General features: G+C 63.1%; 19 protein-coding genes. 10 read left to right on the forward strand and 9 right to left on the reverse strand.

Features of this window, described 5'->3' with window-relative positions:
* Positions 1-50: 50 nt before the first annotated feature.
* The 4 genes from H351_RS08780 (at position 51) to H351_RS08795 (ending at position 3,140) form a co-directional block, all read left to right on the forward strand.
* Positions 51-908: an ABC transporter permease gene (locus H351_RS08780; protein ID WP_021332086.1), complete on the forward strand. Its 858-nt coding sequence runs from the start codon at positions 51-53 to the stop codon at positions 906-908.
* Complete coding sequence (locus H351_RS08785; protein ID WP_029256144.1) at positions 905-2,020, forward strand: taurine ABC transporter substrate-binding protein; 1,116 nt, start codon at positions 905-907, stop codon at positions 2,018-2,020. The genes H351_RS08780 and H351_RS08785 overlap by 4 nt, the downstream gene beginning before the upstream one ends.
* A complete protein-coding gene (locus H351_RS08790) occupies positions 2,004-2,831 on the forward strand; it encodes an ABC transporter ATP-binding protein (protein WP_019745131.1) in 828 nt (275 codons plus the stop codon). Before H351_RS08785 ends, H351_RS08790 begins: the two co-directional genes overlap by 17 nt.
* 81 nt (positions 2,832-2,912) lie before the next feature.
* Complete coding sequence (locus tag H351_RS08795) at positions 2,913-3,140, forward strand: hypothetical protein (protein WP_021345436.1); 228 nt, start codon at positions 2,913-2,915, stop codon at positions 3,138-3,140.
* Positions 3,141-3,163: 23 nt separating this feature from the next.
* Here the strand turns inward: H351_RS08795 and H351_RS08800 are convergent, their stop codons facing one another.
* The 6 genes from H351_RS08800 to H351_RS08825 form a co-directional block, all read right to left on the reverse strand.
* Entirely contained in the window at positions 3,164-3,352 is a 189-nt protein-coding gene (locus tag H351_RS08800; RefSeq protein ID WP_019745129.1) for a helix-turn-helix transcriptional regulator, read from the reverse strand.
* On the reverse strand, positions 3,352-3,762 hold the full coding sequence (locus tag H351_RS08805) for a hypothetical protein (protein ID WP_029256143.1): 411 nt from the start codon (positions 3,760-3,762) through the stop codon (positions 3,352-3,354). Before H351_RS08805 ends, H351_RS08800 begins: the two co-directional genes overlap by 1 nt.
* A gap of 90 nt (positions 3,763-3,852) precedes the next feature.
* Positions 3,853-4,371 carry a GNAT family N-acetyltransferase gene (locus H351_RS08810; RefSeq protein ID WP_020908958.1) on the reverse strand — a complete coding sequence of 173 codons (519 nt, stop codon included), beginning with the start codon at positions 4,369-4,371 and terminating at the stop codon, positions 3,853-3,855.
* 19 nt (positions 4,372-4,390) lie between these two features.
* Positions 4,391-5,269 (reverse strand): SDR family oxidoreductase, encoded by an 879-nt coding sequence (locus tag H351_RS08815; protein ID WP_029256142.1) that lies wholly within the window; start codon positions 5,267-5,269, stop codon positions 4,391-4,393.
* Positions 5,266-6,807: a flavin-containing monooxygenase gene (locus H351_RS08820; protein WP_029256141.1), complete on the reverse strand. Its 1,542-nt coding sequence runs from the start codon at positions 6,805-6,807 to the stop codon at positions 5,266-5,268. Before H351_RS08820 ends, H351_RS08815 begins: the two co-directional genes overlap by 4 nt.
* A gap of 13 nt (positions 6,808-6,820) precedes the next feature.
* Complete coding sequence (locus H351_RS08825; protein WP_051636499.1) at positions 6,821-7,816, reverse strand: patatin-like phospholipase family protein; 996 nt, start codon at positions 7,814-7,816, stop codon at positions 6,821-6,823.
* Between the two features lie 129 nt (positions 7,817-7,945).
* Here H351_RS08825 and H351_RS08830 point away from each other — a divergent pair, with 129 nt between their 5' ends.
* Entirely contained in the window at positions 7,946-8,536 is a 591-nt protein-coding gene (locus tag H351_RS08830) for a TetR/AcrR family transcriptional regulator (protein WP_019745124.1), read from the forward strand.
* Here H351_RS08830 and H351_RS08835 read toward each other — a convergent pair.
* Positions 8,472-9,596 (reverse strand): alpha/beta hydrolase, encoded by a 1,125-nt coding sequence (locus tag H351_RS08835; RefSeq protein WP_244891463.1) that lies wholly within the window; start codon positions 9,594-9,596, stop codon positions 8,472-8,474. The genes H351_RS08830 and H351_RS08835 overlap by 65 nt on opposite strands.
* Positions 9,597-9,615: 19 nt before the next feature.
* Here H351_RS08835 and H351_RS08840 point away from each other — a divergent pair, with 19 nt between their 5' ends.
* Genes H351_RS08840 through H351_RS08850 form a run of 3 tightly spaced genes read left to right on the forward strand, consistent with a single transcriptional unit; the run spans position 9,616 to position 11,626 of the window.
* On the forward strand, positions 9,616-10,380 hold the full coding sequence (locus H351_RS08840; RefSeq protein WP_020970640.1) for an MBL fold metallo-hydrolase: 765 nt from the start codon (positions 9,616-9,618) through the stop codon (positions 10,378-10,380).
* Positions 10,377-11,024 (forward strand): alpha/beta hydrolase family protein, encoded by a 648-nt coding sequence (locus H351_RS08845; RefSeq protein WP_029256138.1) that lies wholly within the window; start codon positions 10,377-10,379, stop codon positions 11,022-11,024. Before H351_RS08840 ends, H351_RS08845 begins: the two co-directional genes overlap by 4 nt.
* Positions 11,025-11,074: 50 nt before the next feature.
* Entirely contained in the window at positions 11,075-11,626 is a 552-nt protein-coding gene (locus H351_RS08850) for an SRPBCC family protein (protein ID WP_029256137.1), read from the forward strand.
* Positions 11,627-11,630: 4 nt separating this feature from the next.
* Here H351_RS08850 and H351_RS08855 read toward each other — a convergent pair whose 3' ends face one another.
* Positions 11,631-12,701: a LacI family DNA-binding transcriptional regulator gene (locus tag H351_RS08855; protein ID WP_020970637.1), complete on the reverse strand. Its 1,071-nt coding sequence runs from the start codon at positions 12,699-12,701 to the stop codon at positions 11,631-11,633.
* A gap of 159 nt (positions 12,702-12,860) precedes the next feature.
* Here H351_RS08855 and H351_RS08860 point away from each other — a divergent pair, with 159 nt between their 5' ends.
* Both H351_RS08860 and H351_RS08865 read left to right on the forward strand, forming a co-directional pair.
* Entirely contained in the window at positions 12,861-14,033 is a 1,173-nt protein-coding gene (locus tag H351_RS08860) for an acyl-CoA dehydrogenase family protein (protein ID WP_029256136.1), read from the forward strand.
* The gene (locus H351_RS08865; protein ID WP_019745117.1) at positions 14,030-15,178 is read left to right on the forward strand and encodes a CaiB/BaiF CoA transferase family protein; all 1,149 of its coding nucleotides are present in this window, start codon (positions 14,030-14,032) and stop codon (positions 15,176-15,178) included. The genes H351_RS08860 and H351_RS08865 overlap by 4 nt, the downstream gene beginning before the upstream one ends.
* 54 nt (positions 15,179-15,232) lie before the next feature.
* Here the strand turns inward: H351_RS08865 and H351_RS08870 are convergent, their stop codons facing one another.
* Positions 15,233-16,234 carry an NADP-dependent oxidoreductase gene (locus H351_RS08870; RefSeq protein WP_003939765.1) on the reverse strand — a complete coding sequence of 334 codons (1,002 nt, stop codon included), beginning with the start codon at positions 16,232-16,234 and terminating at the stop codon, positions 15,233-15,235.
* Positions 16,235-16,320: the final 86 nt, after the last annotated feature.

Genomic DNA, 16,320 nt, shown 5'->3' on the forward strand with positions numbered 1-16,320 from the left:
TCGTTGCTGCATGTGTGCCGGAATTTTCCGTACGTCGAGGAAGAACAGCGATGTCGACTCCTGTCGAAGCAATAGAACCAACACCAGTCGCGGAACCGAACCGTGAACCGCGTCGGCCGTGGACTTCGAGTGTGACCACTGTCGGACTGCCGGTGCTCTCAGTGATCGCATTCTTGGCCTTGTGGCAGGTCGCCGCGGCGAGCGGCACCTGGAGTGAGACCTTCGTGCCCTTTCCGAGCACGGTCTGGCATGCCTTCGTCAACACGATGACCACGCACGACGGAGTGCGTGGCTACCAGGGGTATTTGCTCTGGGAGCACCTCTACATGACGCTGCGACGGGTGCTGGTCGGTGTGATCATCGGCGTCGGATTGGGCGTGATCCTAGGTTTGGCAATGGGATCGGTGACATGGCTGCGGAGCCTGCTCGAACCGTGGTTGACCTTCCTGCGGGCACTGCCGCCCTTGGCGTACTTCTTCCTGCTGGTGATCTGGCTGGGAATCGACGAGGCGCCGAAGATCACGCTTCTGGCGCTGGCTGCGCTACCGCCGGCAGCAGTGGCCACCACAGCTGCTGTTGTCGCGGCACCCGTCGGGCTGGTCGAAGCTGCCAGGGCGCTGGGAGCCTCACGGGCACAAGTGATCCGAGACGTGGTTGTCCCGTCGGCGCTGCCTGAAACTTTCACGGGCATTCGCTTGTCGGTGGGTATGGCGTACTCGTCAGTTGTCGCGGCCGAATTGTTCAACGGCATCCCCGGAATCGGCGGAATGGTCAAGGATGCAAGCAATTACAACAACACTCCGGTAGTGCTGGTGGGGATCTTCGCCATCGGATTCTCCGGTTTGATCATCGACGGACTGTTGCGGGCTGCTGAGCGCCGCGCCGTTCCCTGGAGGGGAAAAGTATGACCGACAATAAGAAATATGGCAGCATTTCCGAGCCCAGCGGCAATCTGAAGCGCAACAGCAATCCGAACCGCAACGAGGGAAGGGCTTCCCGGACGGCGTTCACGGTGCTGATCGGCGTTCTTGCCCTTGTTCTCGGTGCGTGCTCGGTGGATCATTCGGGCCAGGATTCGTCCAAGGAAACGATCCGTATCGCCTACCAGTCGTTCCCGAGCGGCGACTTGATAGTCAAGAACAATCGCTGGCTCGAAGACGCACTGCCCGAGTACAACGTGAAGTGGACGAAGTTCGATTCGGGAGCCGACATCAACACCGCCTTCATCGCCGGTGAAATCGATTTCGGCGCAATCGGTTCGAGTCCGGTTGCTCGTGGCCTCTCGGCACCGCTGAACATTCCGTACCAGGTCGCGTTTGTTCTCGACGTGGCCGGCGACAACGAAGCCTTGGTGGCGCGCAACGCAACCGGAATCAAGACCGTCGCAGATCTGCGTGGCAAGAAAGTGGCCACGGCATTCGCCTCGACCGCGCACTACAGTCTGCTGGCAGCACTGAACCAGGCCGGACTCAGTGCCGACGACGTCCAGTTGGTGGATCTCCAGCCGCAAGCATCCCTCGCTGCCTGGCAGCGAGGTGACATCGATGCCGTCTACACCTGGTTGCCCACGCTCGACGAACTCCGTAAGGACGGAACACAGTTGATCGCCAGCCGCGAGCTCGCGACGGCTGGAAAGCCGACACTCGATCTTGGTGTGGTGTCGACCGCGTTTGCCAAGGACCACCCCGAGATCGTCGACACCTGGCGAAAGGTTCAGGCCCGCGCGCTCACGACAATCGCCACAGACCCGGACGCGGCAGCGGAAGCTGTTGCCGCGCAATTGGGTGCCTCGAAGGAAGACGCGGCAGCGCAGCTGAAGCAGGGAGTGTTCCTCACTCCCGAGCAGATCTCCTCGCCGGAATGGCTGGGCACCGAAGGCGCTCCCGGGAATCTGGCAGTGAACCTGCAGAGTGCAGCGCAATTCCTGGCCGAGCAGAAGCAGATCGACAGTGTGCCTGATCTGGCGGTCTTTCAGAATGCTCTCTATGTGAAGGGGCTTCCCGATGTCCTTGACCAGTAGCGAGACCGCACAGCAGGCCGCGGGAGGATTCGCTGCCGACCGCCCGGGCGCGATCCGAATCGACACCGTCTCGCACAAGTACGGCCACGGTCGAGAGTCCGTCACGGCACTCGGGCCGGTATCGATCGACGTCGCCCCTGGTGAGTTTCTGGTCCTCGTCGGAGCGTCGGGTTGCGGCAAGAGCACGTTGCTGCGGCTGATTGCGGGTTTCGAAAATCCTTCCAGTGGAACAGTTCAGGTATCAGGATCCGACCCGATTCCCGGGTCGAGTGCCGGCGTGGTGTTTCAGCAACCACGACTGTTTCCGTGGAAATCGGTGGGCGGCAACATCGATCTGGCACTCAAATATGCCGGGGTGACGAAGAGCGAACGCGGGCGAAGGCGCGACGAGCTTCTCGACCGCGTCGGTCTGGGCGGCACAGCGGACCGGCGTATCTGGGAAATATCCGGCGGGCAGCAGCAGCGGGTGGCAATTGCCCGGGCCTTGGCGGCCGAAACGTCGTTGCTGTTGCTGGACGAGCCCTTTGCCGCATTGGACGCCCTCACTCGCGAGCGTCTGCAGGAGGACCTCCGCAGTGTCAGTGCCGAATCGGGGCGAACAAGTGTCTTCGTCACTCACAGTGCCGACGAGGCGGCCTTTCTCGGCTCCCGCGTCGTAGTTCTGACAAGCCGGCCCGGCAAGGTCGCACTGGACCTGAAAATCGATCTGCCACGAACCGGCGTCGATCCCGACGATCTCCGAGGCTCACCCGAATACGCGGCATTCCGAGCCGAAGTCGGCCATGCGGTCAAGGTTGCTGCTGCAGCGTAGGTACCCTGCGCGTCGACTACCAGGTGGCCGCGTCGATAATAGGAAGGAGAACGTGCAGGACACGACGAACAAGGAGTGGTCATGGCAACTGAGGTGGAGTCCGGTGACCTCGTGCAGGCAGCCGGCCATGCGGGTCCGTGGACGGTAGTCGAAGTTCGCCAGGGCATGGCGTTGCTCGAACACAGTGACGGGCACAGGTTGTCGCGTCGAACGACGACGTTGACCGTCGTCCGCAAGGGCTCGGGCAAGAAGACGACGGCGGTCGACGACGGGAAAGACGAAAACGGGTCGCCTACCCTGTTCGACTGATCTTCTGTCAGCCCGAGACGGCGTCAGCTGGAGAAGACGTCGTCGACGCGTTTGTCGAAGTACTCGGCGATTCGGAACGCCAGCGACAGACGCGGGTCGAAGTGTCCCTTCTCGATCGAGATGACGGTTTGGCGCGTGATTCCGAGTGCGTCGGCGCACGCTTGCTGTGACAATCCGGCCGCCGTCCTGAGTTCTTGAAGATTGTTGCGCATCAGATCTCGATCGTGGGGGTGCGGTCCCTCGACACCGCCCAGTACCGAATTCCGAAGTCGACCAGGCCGAGGGCAGTGAAGATCAGGAGCGGCAGTTCGGGAGCGCCGAAGACATTGTGCGCGATCAGCGCGATTCCCATGGCAGTGATCAAGTCTGTGAACGCGCCGAATCCGGCCTTGCGACTCCATTCTGTTTCGACGGTGTCCTCGGGATAGGCGGGAGCCTTGTTCTTTTCGGATGGGAAAAGGGCCCATACCGATCCGATGCAAGCCGGCGCCATGACGATTGCGAAGACGACGAAGGTCAACGTCTTCTGGTCGCCGGCGGTCAGTGCTGCGAAAAAGCCGAGGGTCAGCGTTACTGCGACGCCGATGCCGATAACCAGGCTCCACCGTGCCGTGGTGCTCATGAAGCCTCCCGGATGTAAGAGTTCTTTGACAGGGTTGAGCGTAGATTCACGCACGCCGTATGTCAAAGAACTCTTACATCGCGCTCCGGGTCACGCGATTCCGAAAGGCGCTGCGTATGAAAACTTCCCCGTCTGATCAGCGCGATGTGTGGTGAGCGTTCTGATCTGAAAGTGAGCGCCCCACTCAGCTTCCGGAGACTCCACTCCGACGTCCGTGCTGGTGACGAATCCGAACCGCGGGTAGTACTCGGTGCTGCCCAAGAGTGCGATCAGCGGCACGTCCAGGGCGTCGCACGCGCCGACCACCGCGTGCATCAGTGCCGAACCAACCCCGCTGCGCTGGTTACCCGGGGTGACAGCCAGCGGGCCGAGGCCAACAGCCTCCACGGGACCTACCCATCCGCGTGTCCCGATCACGAAGCCGACGATCTCACCGCCGGCTACGGCGACCAGCGACAACTTCGGTAAGTAGTCGTCCGAGGCGAAGAGTTGGCGTGTCAGTTCGATCTCGTAGGGAGTCTCGCCGGGCGGTGCCTGGTCGGCAAACGCCGCCCCGAGCAGTGAATAGATGGCGTCACGGTCGGAAGAAGTTTCGCGGCGGATGTACATGGCCACGAAACTACCCGGTTCACTTCGGATTGTGCTCCCCGTTTTCGGCCTGACGTGCCACTCGCTTTTCGTAGTCCGCACGCCCGTTCGGATCTACCGATGTCAGTGCGCGGCGATCGTCGATCACCCGGCGGCCGATGTTGATGATCCATTCGGGGGCCAGTGCGTCGACGAGATCCCAGCCCGCAAGGTAACGGGGAACTGCAGTTTCGGCTCGCCGATGCGCGACCGTGTCGACGACGGCCTTGGCCACTACCTCGGGCTCAACCGTCGGCATTCCCTTTCCGAGTGGCACGCCTGACGAGAGGCCGGTCCGCACCGCGCTGGGCAGGATCGCGCTGACGCTGACCCCGGAATCTGCGAATTCGACACGGGCAGAAGCCGAAAGACCCACTGCGCCGAACTTGCTGGCGTTGTACACGGCCATCCCGGGTACCGGAAGTTTGCCTGCCATCGATGCGATGTTGACGACGTGCCCGCGTCGTCGATCCACCATGCCGGGCAACACGGCGCGCATCCCGTGAACAGGCCCCCAGATGTTGACGTCGAGGGTGACTCGACTGGTGGCGTCGGACTCGTCGAGGAAGCTGCCGAGCGGCATCACTCCCGCGTTGTTGACGAGAATGTCGATGTGGCCGAATTCGCCGATCACCTTGGAGACGAACACATCCCAGGAATCGCGTGAGGTGACGTCCAGCAGGTAACCGCGGGCACGTGGGCCGATGGACTCCGCTGTGTCGACGGCCGTCTCCTCGTCGAGATCGCCGACGCATACGAGTGCACCGCGAGTAGCGAACAACTTGGCTGTCGCCCGGCCGATTCCGCGGCCACCGCCCGAGATGACGACGACCGCTCCGTCGAGATCGATCGGCGGGTAGGTGGTGCCGAAGAGGCTCATGCGGTGTACTCCGGTTCCGGACTGGTGGTGGGCTCGGATGGCGTGGGTTCAGGGGGCGTGTTGTCTGACTCAGGGTTCGACGTGTGGTTGTAGGCATACGGATCGAAGTCCCGTAGCCGTCGACGCATGGCGCCGGACGACCACGGCCAGTTGAAACTGTTGCGGCCGTTGACGTCGAAGAAATAGCTTTCGCAACCACCGGCGTTGTAGACCGTGGTCCCCAATGCCTCCTGAACCTGAGAGTTGAAGGCTGCCTGAACTTCCTCTCGCACGTCGATGGTCTGCCAGCCGTGACGACGGGCGTGGCCGATTGCCTGCGCCACATAGTTCAGTTGGGCTTCCAAGATCATGAATGCCGACGTGTGCCCGGTGCCGAGGCTCGGGCCCAGCAGGATGAACGCGTTGGGGAATCCACTGACGGCGGAGCCGAAGTACGCCTGCGGGCTTCCCTGCCAATGATCGTCGAGTGATCGACCTTCTCCGTCGAATACCTTGGATGCGATGGGCATGTCGAGGATGTGGAAGCCCGTTCCGAAGATGATGGCGTCCACCTCCGCCTCCACTCCGTCGGCGCCGATCACGGTGTTACCGCGGATCTGCTCGACGGCGTTGGCATGGACGCTGACGTTGGGTTTGCCGAGGGCCGGATAGTACGAGTTCGACATGAGCAGTCGCTTGCAACCGAGGGTGTAGTCGGGAGTCAATGCCTTGCGCAGCTTCGGATCGCGTACCTGCAGGCGCAATTGGGCTGACCCGAGTTTCTGCACGATTCGCAGAATCCACGGATTACGGAATCCCAATCCGAGCGCTTCCATGATTCCGTATTCGATGCTGCGCAAGGCTTTCTGTGCTCCCGGCACGAATCGCATGACGGACCTTTCGATCCGCGGTACGTAGTGATCAGGTTTGGGAAGAACCCATTGAGCGGTTCGCTGGTAGAGGTGAAGTGCGGAGACCTGGGAGACGATGCGCGGAACGAACTGGACTGCCGACGCTCCGGTTCCTACGACGGCGACGCGTTTTCCGGTCAGGTCGTAGTCGTGATTCCACTGCGAGGAATGAAACACCTCTCCCTCGAACGCTTCCAGTCCGGGTATCGCCGGTGTCAGGGGTTCGTTCCATGGGCCGGCAGCGGCTATCACGAAGCGAGCAGTCAGTTCGCCGCTGGAAGTTGTTATCTTCCAGAGTGATTGCGACGCATCCCATCGCGCGGAGAGCATTTCGACCCCGAAGCGAACGTGTTTGTCGACTCCGTGCGTGCCCGCCGTGGTCTCGATGTATTCGCGGATCTCCGGTTGCTCCGCGAACAAGCGCGTCCAATCCGGATTGGCGGCAAAGGAGTACGAGTACAGACCGGATGGAACGTCGCAGGCGCACCCGGGATAGGTGTTGGCGCGCCAGGTTCCACCGAGGGAGTCGGCCTTCTCGAGGAGTGCGAAGTTGTCGATTCCGAGACGCTGCAGGTGGATAGCCGCGCCGATTCCGGAAATTCCACCGCCGATGATCACGACCTCGAAGTGGTCAGATTCGTTGTTCACTGAGTCTGCGCTTTCACTGGTGGGAACGAGTGGGCTGGAACGGGTGCACATCGAGTTCGCGCTTGACGCTCGCACGTGTTGTACGCAGCGATGATTCGAAGGTGGCGAGCCGTCGGCGCCCGTCCATGAAGTTGGCGCCCATCACGGCAAGGTCGTCGTCGGTGGCATCGATTCGTATGACTCTGGTACCCGCGGAGCGGACCAGTTCGATCTCCTGGTCGAGCCCCTTGGACATGGCATTGCGCAGGGCACCGCGTTCGATACGGGCGGCGCCGCGCGCCGGTCTCAGGGTTCGAGAAGCCATGGGCGCCAGTACAACCAGCTCGTCCAGTTGGAGGGGGAGCAGAAGATCTACCGAAGCCGTGGATGCGGCGCCGCCGTCGATGTACCTGACGCCGTCGATCGTGACGGGTGGAAACCAGCCGGGAATCGCCCACGACGCTCGGAGCGCTTCACCGACGGTCACTTTCGGAGCCCCCTGTGCCCCGAATGCGACCCGTCGCCCCGTTCTGTAGTCCATGGATACCATGTACGCGTTCGGATGTGGGAGCCACGAATCGCCCGGAGCAAGTGATTCGGCGAGCGTAGTGAGCCAGGACGGGTCGCCGCCACCAACCGGTGCGATGCCGCTCATCCGGCTCAGAACCGGAAGGTCTCGACGCGTGAGGAGTCGTGGATTGCCGACGCCCAGTCTCGGAAGTGGCGGGAGCTTTCCGGGCGCCGACGCGATGTGGGTGAGGAGCTCGGGGCGTGCGGCGGCGTTGCCGAGTTGCATGGCAACCAACTCGTCGACACCGACTCCGCTGCCGAGCATCGTCACGAACTCGGCGCCGGCGGACGTCCCGATGATGGCTGCGGCTTCCCGTGGATCCCAGTCGAGCGCATCCCGGACCGAGGCGAGCGCGGCAACAGTCCAGGCAAAACCGAGAGTGCCGCCGCAGCCGATGGCCAAGCCGCGTCTCGGTGCGCTGTTTTGGCGCACGGTGGTACCGGTCACATCTGAAGTCATGTTTCGGAGACTATCAGTATCCGAATAACGTCGGTACCCCAAAATTGGTTTCAGTACTCCACTCGACAACCGTTCGCGGTATTCGGCTACCGTGGGAATCTCGATACCGAGGACCACTGGGAGGTTCCGATGGCGCGATTGACCAGGCAGGAAGCGCAGGCGTTGACCCGCGAGACCCTGTTGGCGACGGCCGTCGAGCACTTTCTCGATCGCGGATACGCCGCGGCCTCTCTCGATCAGATCGCCGAGGACGCCGGGTACTCCAAGGGGGCGGTGTACTCGAATTTCAAGAACAAGGATGAATTGTGTGCCGAAGTTCTCGGCCGGATCAGGCTGACCAAGGTCGGTGAGATCACTGCGCAACTCGGGGCGAAATCGACCCTCGACGATGCGGTGGCTGAATTCGCGCGGTGGGCCGAGCGAACAATCGGGGACCAGAGGTGGACGCTGCTCGAGGTCGAGTTCTCGGTGAGATCGCGGCACAGCGAGGACATTCGGGAGAAGATCGCGGCGGGTGCAGACCAGGTGCGCGGACTGATCGCCGGATTGGTCCAACACCTCACGGAATCCAACGGGGTGACGCCGACGCTGGATCCGGACGCAGCCGCGCTGCGAATGCTCAGCGTCGGAATCGGTTTGGGGCTACAGCGCGCAATCAGCCCAGAGCTTCCCGTCGATCCGCTGGTGGATACGGTGCGGGAAATTTTGTCGGGCGGCTGAGGAGTGCGCGGAGCATGCCGCCGATCTCGGCGACCGCTTCACGGGATCCGGCACTGGGCCCCAGAACGTTGACGAAACCGTGGATGAATCCGGGGTAGCGTCGATCCGTGACATGAACACCGTTGTCTCGCAATCGTGCTGCGTACGCTTCGCCTTCGTCTCGGAGTGGATCGAATCCCGCCGTGATCACGATGGCTGGTGGCAGTCCGGCCACGTCGGGGGCGCGTAGCGGCGATACCAACGGGTCGAGTCGATCGGCATCGTTGCCGAGGAAGCTGGACTCGTAGAAGTTCATATTGGCCTCGGTCAGGAAGAAGCCTTCACCGAACGTCGTTCTCGAGGGAGCCTTCTCGTGAAAGTCGGTAGCGGGGTAGATCAACAGCTGTGCTGCCGGTGGGGTCTTGCCGTCGTCGCGGGCACGCAACGCCACCGTCGCGGACAGGTGCCCGCCCGCACTGTCTCCCCCGACAGCGATGCGCGTCGGGTCTGCCCCGAACTCTTCGGCGCGGTCGACGATATCCTGGTACGCGGCATAGGCGTCGTCTACCGGTGTGGGGAAAGCGAATTCGGGTGAAAGCCGGTAGTCGACCGAGATGACCCGTGCGCCGGAGGTCTCGGCCAACAGGCGACACGGAGCGTCGTGTGATTCGATGCCGCCCTGTACCCAGCCGCCGCCGTGGAAGTAGGCGAGCAGAGCGCCGGTGTCGGCAGTCGGAACGTAGAGCCGGGCGCGGAGCGGGCCGTCGGCGCCCGAAACGGAGATCTCTTCGGTGCGGACCTGCGCGGGTCGGCCGCCCATCATGATCGCGGTTCGGGTGAGATTGGCGCGAGCAGCGGCGAGTGACTGGGGATCGGTGGAATGTGAGGGGAGTGGCCGCGTCTTCGCGAGCGTGAGCAGCAGGTGTGCGTCGGCGTCGAGCGTGTTGCCCTCGATGACGACGGGTGGCCCGGTGATTCGACGTTTCACCGCGCTGGGCAGCGCGAATGCGGCTGCTACCAAGGACGCTTCGGCGCGATCTCGAATGCTGCGGCTGCTGGCCTGCTTCACGGATTCCGACACGTGGCGCAGACTACCAAGCATGACTACTGCGGCACTGTCGATCACGCAGATCGAGAACACACATCTGGTTCGGTGCGGTCACGCCAATTGGGTCCTGGTCGAAGAGGGGGCCGATCTGACATTGATCGACGGCGGATACCCGGCCAACGGCGCCGACGTCGAACGCTCGATCGAGCAGATCGGTCACCAGCTCGGGGATGTTCGGGCAATCCTCGTCACTCACGCGCATGTCGATCACATCGGTGGAATCGCGGACATCGTGACTCGGCTCGAGGTTCCGGTCCTGATGGATCCGTTGGAAGTGCCCCACGCGAAGCGGGAGTACCTGCAACAGTTGTCGCCGGCCAAAGTTCCGTTGCTGTTGTGGCGGCGAGGCGCTCCGAAGTGGCTACTCGACGTGATCGGAGCAGGCGCGTTGAAAGGCGCGGAACTGCCTCGAGCACAGGCCTTTGCGGCAGGTGGTGCGCTGGACGTTCCCGGTCGGATCGTACCGATTCCTACCCACGGGCATACCGACGGCCACAGCGCTTACCTTGTCCCCGAGGCAGGAGTCATCGCGTCGGGTGACGCTCTGGTGACCGGACATGCGACGTCGAGCGTCGCCGGACCACAATTTCTGGTGTGCCCCTTCAACCATGACCGTGGAGCGACGGACCAGGCGTTGGACAATATTGCCGCTGCGCCCGCCGGCGCGCTGTTTCCCGGACACGGGCCGGTCTACGAAGGCAGCTTGGCTGCCGCAGTCGAACAGGCCCGAGCGGGCCGGACAAGGATGCGTCCATGAGTACTGTCGAAACGGTCGACGAAGGCGCGGTGCACGGTTTCCTGCACCGCCCCGAGTCAGTGCCCGTCGCAACCCTGGCATTGACCCACGGCGCCGGAAGTAATTGCGACACTGTGCTGTTGCGTGCTGTCGCCGACGGCTTTGCTGCAGCAGGAGTGCAAGTTCTGCGCTTCGATCTCGCGTTTCGGGTGCGTCGAGCTTCGGGGCCGCCGCATCCGTCGCGTGCTGCGGAGGATCGTGCGGGCATTGCCGAGGTGATTGCCGCTGTTCGCTCGGACTATTCGGTGCCCGGACCCGTTCTGCTCGGCGGACATTCGTACGGCGGTCGGCAGGCGTCGATGATGGCAGCGGAGAACCCGGGACTTGTCGACGGTCTGGTTCTGCTGTCCTATCCACTGCATCCACCGAAGAAGCCCGAGAAGCTCAGAACCGAACACCTGCCCGACCTGAACACACCCGCCGTTGTCGTCCACGGATCGAAGGACGAGTTCGCGACGACGGAGGAGATACAGGCAGCACTCGACCTGGTTCCCGCCGCGACACGTCTGTTGGAGTTCGAAGGAGCGCGACACGACTTGTCCGTGGTGAAATTTCCGGTGGTGGAGGCGACAGTCGCGGCCGCATCGGCTTTGTTCGTGTTCTGAACGCCGAGCGGGCAGTTGCCCGTGTCGGTGGTTCCTGGTGAGATCGAATCATGAGTGCCCAGCCGTATCAGCCCAGTGCCCTGTCCGACGTCACGGTGAGCGTCGACGGGGACGACACAGTCGTCAGCTTCCCTCGGGTGCTGCCGTATCCCGTCGAGAAGGTGTGGGAGGCGATCACCGACCCGGAGATGTTGGCGCAATGGACGCCGTACACCGCCGATCGGAATCTGAGCCGTACCGGTGACGCCGTGATCACCATGCTCACCGAGGACGGTGCCCCCGAAATGTCGCTGCCGGTCACCGTTCACGTTGTGGAGACCACTCGGCGGCTCGAACACGAGTGGGGCCCGGACGAATTGGTGTGGGACCTGACCTCGGTCGAGGGCGGCACCCGCGTCGCACTTACGCAGAGGTCGCGCGCCGAGGGGATGGCGTCGGCACTCGCTGCCGGATGGCATTTGTGCTTCGACGTACTCGATGCCCTTCTGGCAGGCGAGCCCTTCGGACCGATCGTGGGCGAACGGGCGCGCGAGTACGGCTGGGACGCACTCAACTCCGGTTACGCGCGACAGTTGGGCATCGACGAATCTCAGGTTTGGTAGCTGCTCAGAGTTTGCGACTGGCAGGCTTTCTGGTGGAGGCTCGCACGATCAGTTCGACGGGAAGTTTCACGGATTCGACGTTCTTGCCGGAGATAAGTGCGAGTAGGTGCTCGAGCCCGGTCGCGCCGATCTTTCGGGCGGGGGACCTCACCGTTGTCAGGGGCACCGGGAGTTGCGAGACAACCGGAATGTCGTTGTAGCCGACCAGCGCAAGATCGTCGGGAATGCTCAACCCGAGATCACGGGCCACACCGAGTACGCCGATCGCGATGGTGTCGCTCACCGTGAAGACGGCGTCGGGGCGTGAATCCCCACCGAGCAATGTGGCCGCCGCATCGACACCCCCTTGAACTTCGAACTCGGACGCCACTATTCGGTTCGGCGGCAGTTCCAGACCGGCTTCGGTCAGGGCATCGCGGAAACCCGCGACGCGTTCCCGCGACGTGCTGGCGTGATCCGGCCCCGCGATCACTCCGAGATCGCGATAGCCGCAGTCCAGAAGATGCTTCCCCGCGAGGTAGCCGCCGAGGCGGTCGTCGCCGCTGACAAAGGGAAGACCTCGGTTCGGAGACGACGTCGCCGAGTCGATGTGCCGGTTCAGCAGCAGGATCGGGAGTGAGCGCAGGGGGAGCGAGTCGACGAAATCGGTACCCGGCAGGTGGATGCTGCTCAGCATGAGACCGTCGACCTGTCGGCTGACCAGGAACTCGACCGCTTTGCGCTGCGCGTCCAGATCGTCGGGTGGGCTGGAGAGAAGGACGGAGTACCCGGCTGCGGTGGCGGCTTCCTCGATGCCTTGGAACATCGTGGCCACCACGACGTCCGTCAGCCTCGGCATCACGACGCCGATGGTGGTGGTCTTGCGGGTACGCAGGCTGGCCGCCCACAGGTTCGGTTGGTAACCGAGTTCCTCGGCAACCTGACGAACTCGGAGTGCGGAGTCGGACCAACCGTCGGCGGGCTCGGGCTGACGGAGGACCCGCGACGCCGTCGAGATGTGGACCCCGGCCTGGTCGGCGATTTCGCGCAGCGTTGGCGGACGGCCGTTGCTGCGGTTCGACGGATCGGGCGTCATCTGCGTCGGGGCTCCTGGTGTGCGTCGGTTCTGAGCTGGTTCTGAGTCGGTTGGCTGTCCGGGGATTGACGGGTGTGCAACCGGGCTCTACTCTAGGCGATGCAAACGATTGCGCAATCGTTCTCGCAAAGGATTGCGCCCGAGAACACTGGAGGCCCCGTGACCACGCCGCAGTCCCTGTCCGAGCTTTTTGCCATCGACACCCTGCTGGACGCCGAGGAGATCGCGATCCGCGACACGGTCCGCAAGATGGTCGACGATCGCATTCGCCCGCACATAGGTGAATGGTTCGAAGCGGCAGCACTGCCGGCGCGTGAGCTGGCCAAGGAACTGGGCGCGCTCGGCGTTCTGGGCATGCATCTCGAGGGCTATGGCTGTGCCGGAATGAGTGCCACGGCGTACGGGTTGGCCTGCCAGGAACTCGAAGCTGTCGATTCGGGCATTCGCAGCCTCGTCTCGGTCCAGGGCTCACTGGCCATGTTCGCGATCCACCACAACGGAAGTGAAGAGCAGAAGGAAGAATGGCTCCCGCGGATGGCGGCGGGTGAAGCCATCGGCTGCTTCGGTCTCACGGAACCCGATTTCGGATCCAACCCCGGCGGTATGCGAACCAACGCCAAGCGCGACGGCGACGACTGGATCCTCAACGGCACCAAGATGTGGATCACCAACGGCTCCATCGCGGACGTCGCCGTGGTCTGGGCGCGAACCGAAGACGGCGTGCGCGGATTTGTCGTTCCCACCGACACTCCGGGATTCTCCGCCCCCGAGATCAAGAACAAGATGTCGCTGCGCGCGTCGGTCACCTCGGAACTGGTGCTCGAGGACGTGCGTCTTCCTGCCTCGGCGATGCTGCCCAAGGCACGCGGACTTTCCGGGCCCCTCGGCTGCCTCAACGAGGCACGCTTCGGCATCATCTTCGGCGCGATGGGCGCCGCACGTGACTGCCTCGAGACCGCGATTTCCTACGCGCGTGATCGCAAGGTCTTCGACAAGTCGCTCGCCGCGTACCAGATCACCCAGGCCAAGATCGCCGACATGGCAGTCGAATTGGGCAAGGGTCAGTTGCTCGCCATCCACCTCGGACGCCTCAAGGATGCCGGGACGGTTCGCCCCGAGCAGGTCAGTACCGGCAAGCTCAACAATGTCCGCGAGGCCATCAAGATCGCCCGTGAATGCCGCACCATTTTGGGCGCCAACGGAATCACACTCGAGTACCCCGTGATTCGCCACGCCAACAACCTCGAATCCGTTCTCACCTACGAGGGCACCTCCGAGGTTCACCAGCTCGTGATCGGTCGCGCTCTAACCGGTGAAGAAGCGTTCCGGTGACGGTCGACGCTGTCGGAGCGCTCGACGGGCTGGTGATCGCGGATTTCGGTCGCGTCCTCGCCGGCCCGTACGCCACGATGATTCTCGCCGACCTCGGCGCGGAGGTAGTCAAGGTCGAACGTCCGGGTGTCGGCGACGACACTCGTAGTTGGGGTCCGCCATGGGTCGGGGACGAGTCGAGTTACTTCCTGTCGGTGAACCGCAACAAGAAGTCGGTCACTCTGGATTTGCGCGAGCCGGAGGATCTGGAGAGTGCGCGTGAGTTGGTTCGCGGCGCGGATGTAGTGGTTCAGAATTTTCTGCCGGGAACGATGGACCGGCTGGGATTGGGTTACGACTCTGTGCGAGAAATGAATCCGCGTGCGGTCTACTGCTCGATCAGCGGCTTCGGTGGCAACAACTCTTTGCCGGGATACGACCTGTTGATCCAGGCGGTGGGCGGATTGATGAGTATCACCGGCCCCGATCCCAAGTCTCCCACCAAGGTCGGCGTCGCGGTGGTCGACGTCATCACGGGCCTACACGCCAGCGTGGGAATCCTTGCAGCGCTGCGCCATCGCGATCGAACGGGCGAAGGACAGCACGTCGAGGTCAATCTGTTGTCCTCGTTGCTCTCCGCGCTCGCCAACCAGTCGTCCGGCTACGTTGCCGCGGGCGTGGTGCCTCAGGCAATGGGCAATCGACATCCGAGCATCGCACCATATGAGGTATTCGACACCGCGGACCGTCCGCTGGTCCTCGCTGTCGGCAATGACCGGCAATTCGGTTCGTTGACAGAGGTTCTCGGAGTTCCCGAACTTGCCGCGGATGTGCGGTTCATCTCGAACCGGGATCGGGTCGCGCATCGAGAAGAGTTGTTCGATGCCGTCACTGCTGCATTGGCCAAGGGCACTGCAGACTCGTGGTTCGAGGCGCTGACCGAGCGAGGTGTCCCGTGTGGACCTCTCAACGACATCGCCGACGCGATAGCGCTGGCGGAGCGACTGAATCTCGATCCGGTGGTGTCCATCGACGACCCGCGTCGCGATGCACCGACCCGGCAGGTAGCCAATCCGATTCGGATGAGCGGCACGCCGGCAACCTATCGGTCGGCCCCGCCGCGGTTGGGGGAGGACAGCGTTCCCACTCCGTCGGGAGTCAGTTGACCCAAGCGAATCGGCCACCGGAATACCGGTGGCCGATCTGCGTGTGTGGGTGACTCAGCTGACCTTCAGGACCAGCTTTCCGGTGTTCGCACCGGCGAAGAGAAGGTTGAGGCTGTCGCCGAACGCGTCGATACCCCCGTCGACGACGTGCTCGCGGGCAGTCAATTCGCCACTCTTGATCCACTTTCCGATCTGCTCCTGCGCTTCTGCGTAGCGATCGAGGTAGTCGAAGACCACGAAGCCGGCCATCGTGGCCCGATTGACGAGAAGTGACAGGTAGTGCGCGGGGCCTGGCTGAGGCTCGGTGGCGTTGTAACCCGCGATGGCGCCGCAGATGACCACCCGAGCGCCCAGGCGCAAACGGGAGAGAGCAGCGTCGAGAATTTCTCCGCCGACGTTGTCGAAGTACACGTCGATACCGTCGGGAGCGTTGGACTTGAGCGCCTTGTAGACGGATTCGTTCTTGTAGTCGATGGCGACATCGAAGCCGAGGTCCTCGGTGAGCCACGCGCACTTCTCCGGACCGCCGGCGATGCCGATGACCTTGCATCCGTGGAGCTTTGCGATCTGACCGACCAGGCTGCCGACCGCGCCCGCGGCACCGGATACGACGACGGTGTCACCGTCTTTCAGCTTTCCGACGTCGAGCAGTCCGAAATATGCGGTGACGCCGGGGAATCCGAGAGCTCCGAGCCAGGTCGGTAGGGGAGCGATCGATTCGTCGACCCGGGTCACATCTGTTCCGTCGGACACTCCGTACTCGGAAGCGCCGAACGATCCCGCCACGATGTCCCCGACCTGGTAATCGGGGTGTTGGGATTCGGTGATGCGTCCGACGCCGTGGGCGCGCATGACGGAACCGAGCTTGACCGGCGGAACGTACGACTTGACGTCGTTGAGCCAACCGCGCATCGCGGGGTCGAGGGAGAGGTATTCGACCTTGACGACAAACTCACCCGGCCCGGCGGACGGGATCTCGGCGTCGACATATTCCCAGGTGGAAGCGTCGGGAAGTCCTGTCGGGCGGGCGGCGAGGCGTACTTGGCGGTTGGTCATCTCTCCCCTTCGGCGAAACGAATTGAACTTGAGGCCGGATTCAATATAGGTGATGGATCACGAACTGGGAAGAGTTGGATGAACCG

Origin of the sequence: Rhodococcus erythropolis R138 (genome assembly GCF_000696675.2) — a bacterium.
In the GTDB taxonomy this organism is placed as follows: Bacteria; Actinomycetota; Actinomycetes; order Mycobacteriales; family Mycobacteriaceae; genus Rhodococcus_F; species Rhodococcus_F erythropolis.

Coding starts and splice junctions, on each gene's coding strand:
- H351_RS08810 (WP_020908958.1), bottom strand. CDS start 4,371: ATGTACATCCGCCGCGAAACTTCTTCCGACCGTGACGCCATCTATTCA.
- H351_RS08840 (WP_020970640.1), top strand. CDS start 9,616: ATGACTACTGCGGCACTGTCGATCACGCAGATCGAGAACACACATCTG.
- H351_RS08795 (WP_021345436.1), top strand. CDS start 2,913: ATGGCAACTGAGGTGGAGTCCGGTGACCTCGTGCAGGCAGCCGGCCAT.
- H351_RS08850 (WP_029256137.1), top strand. CDS start 11,075: ATGAGTGCCCAGCCGTATCAGCCCAGTGCCCTGTCCGACGTCACGGTG.
- H351_RS08800 (WP_019745129.1), bottom strand. CDS start 3,352: ATGCGCAACAATCTTCAAGAACTCAGGACGGCGGCCGGATTGTCACAG.
- H351_RS08815 (WP_029256142.1), bottom strand. CDS start 5,269: ATGAGCCTCTTCGGCACCACCTACCCGCCGATCGATCTCGACGGAGCG.
- H351_RS08845 (WP_029256138.1), top strand. CDS start 10,377: ATGAGTACTGTCGAAACGGTCGACGAAGGCGCGGTGCACGGTTTCCTG.
- H351_RS08780 (WP_021332086.1), top strand. CDS start 51: ATGTCGACTCCTGTCGAAGCAATAGAACCAACACCAGTCGCGGAACCG.
- H351_RS08785 (WP_029256144.1), top strand. CDS start 905: ATGACCGACAATAAGAAATATGGCAGCATTTCCGAGCCCAGCGGCAAT.
- H351_RS08825 (WP_051636499.1), bottom strand. CDS start 7,816: ATGACTTCAGATGTGACCGGTACCACCGTGCGCCAAAACAGCGCACCG.
- H351_RS08855 (WP_020970637.1), bottom strand. CDS start 12,701: ATGACGCCCGATCCGTCGAACCGCAGCAACGGCCGTCCGCCAACGCTG.
- H351_RS08790 (WP_019745131.1), top strand. CDS start 2,004: ATGTCCTTGACCAGTAGCGAGACCGCACAGCAGGCCGCGGGAGGATTC.
- H351_RS08830 (WP_019745124.1), top strand. CDS start 7,946: ATGGCGCGATTGACCAGGCAGGAAGCGCAGGCGTTGACCCGCGAGACC.
- H351_RS08805 (WP_029256143.1), bottom strand. CDS start 3,762: ATGAGCACCACGGCACGGTGGAGCCTGGTTATCGGCATCGGCGTCGCA.
- H351_RS08870 (WP_003939765.1), bottom strand. CDS start 16,234: ATGACCAACCGCCAAGTACGCCTCGCCGCCCGCCCGACAGGACTTCCC.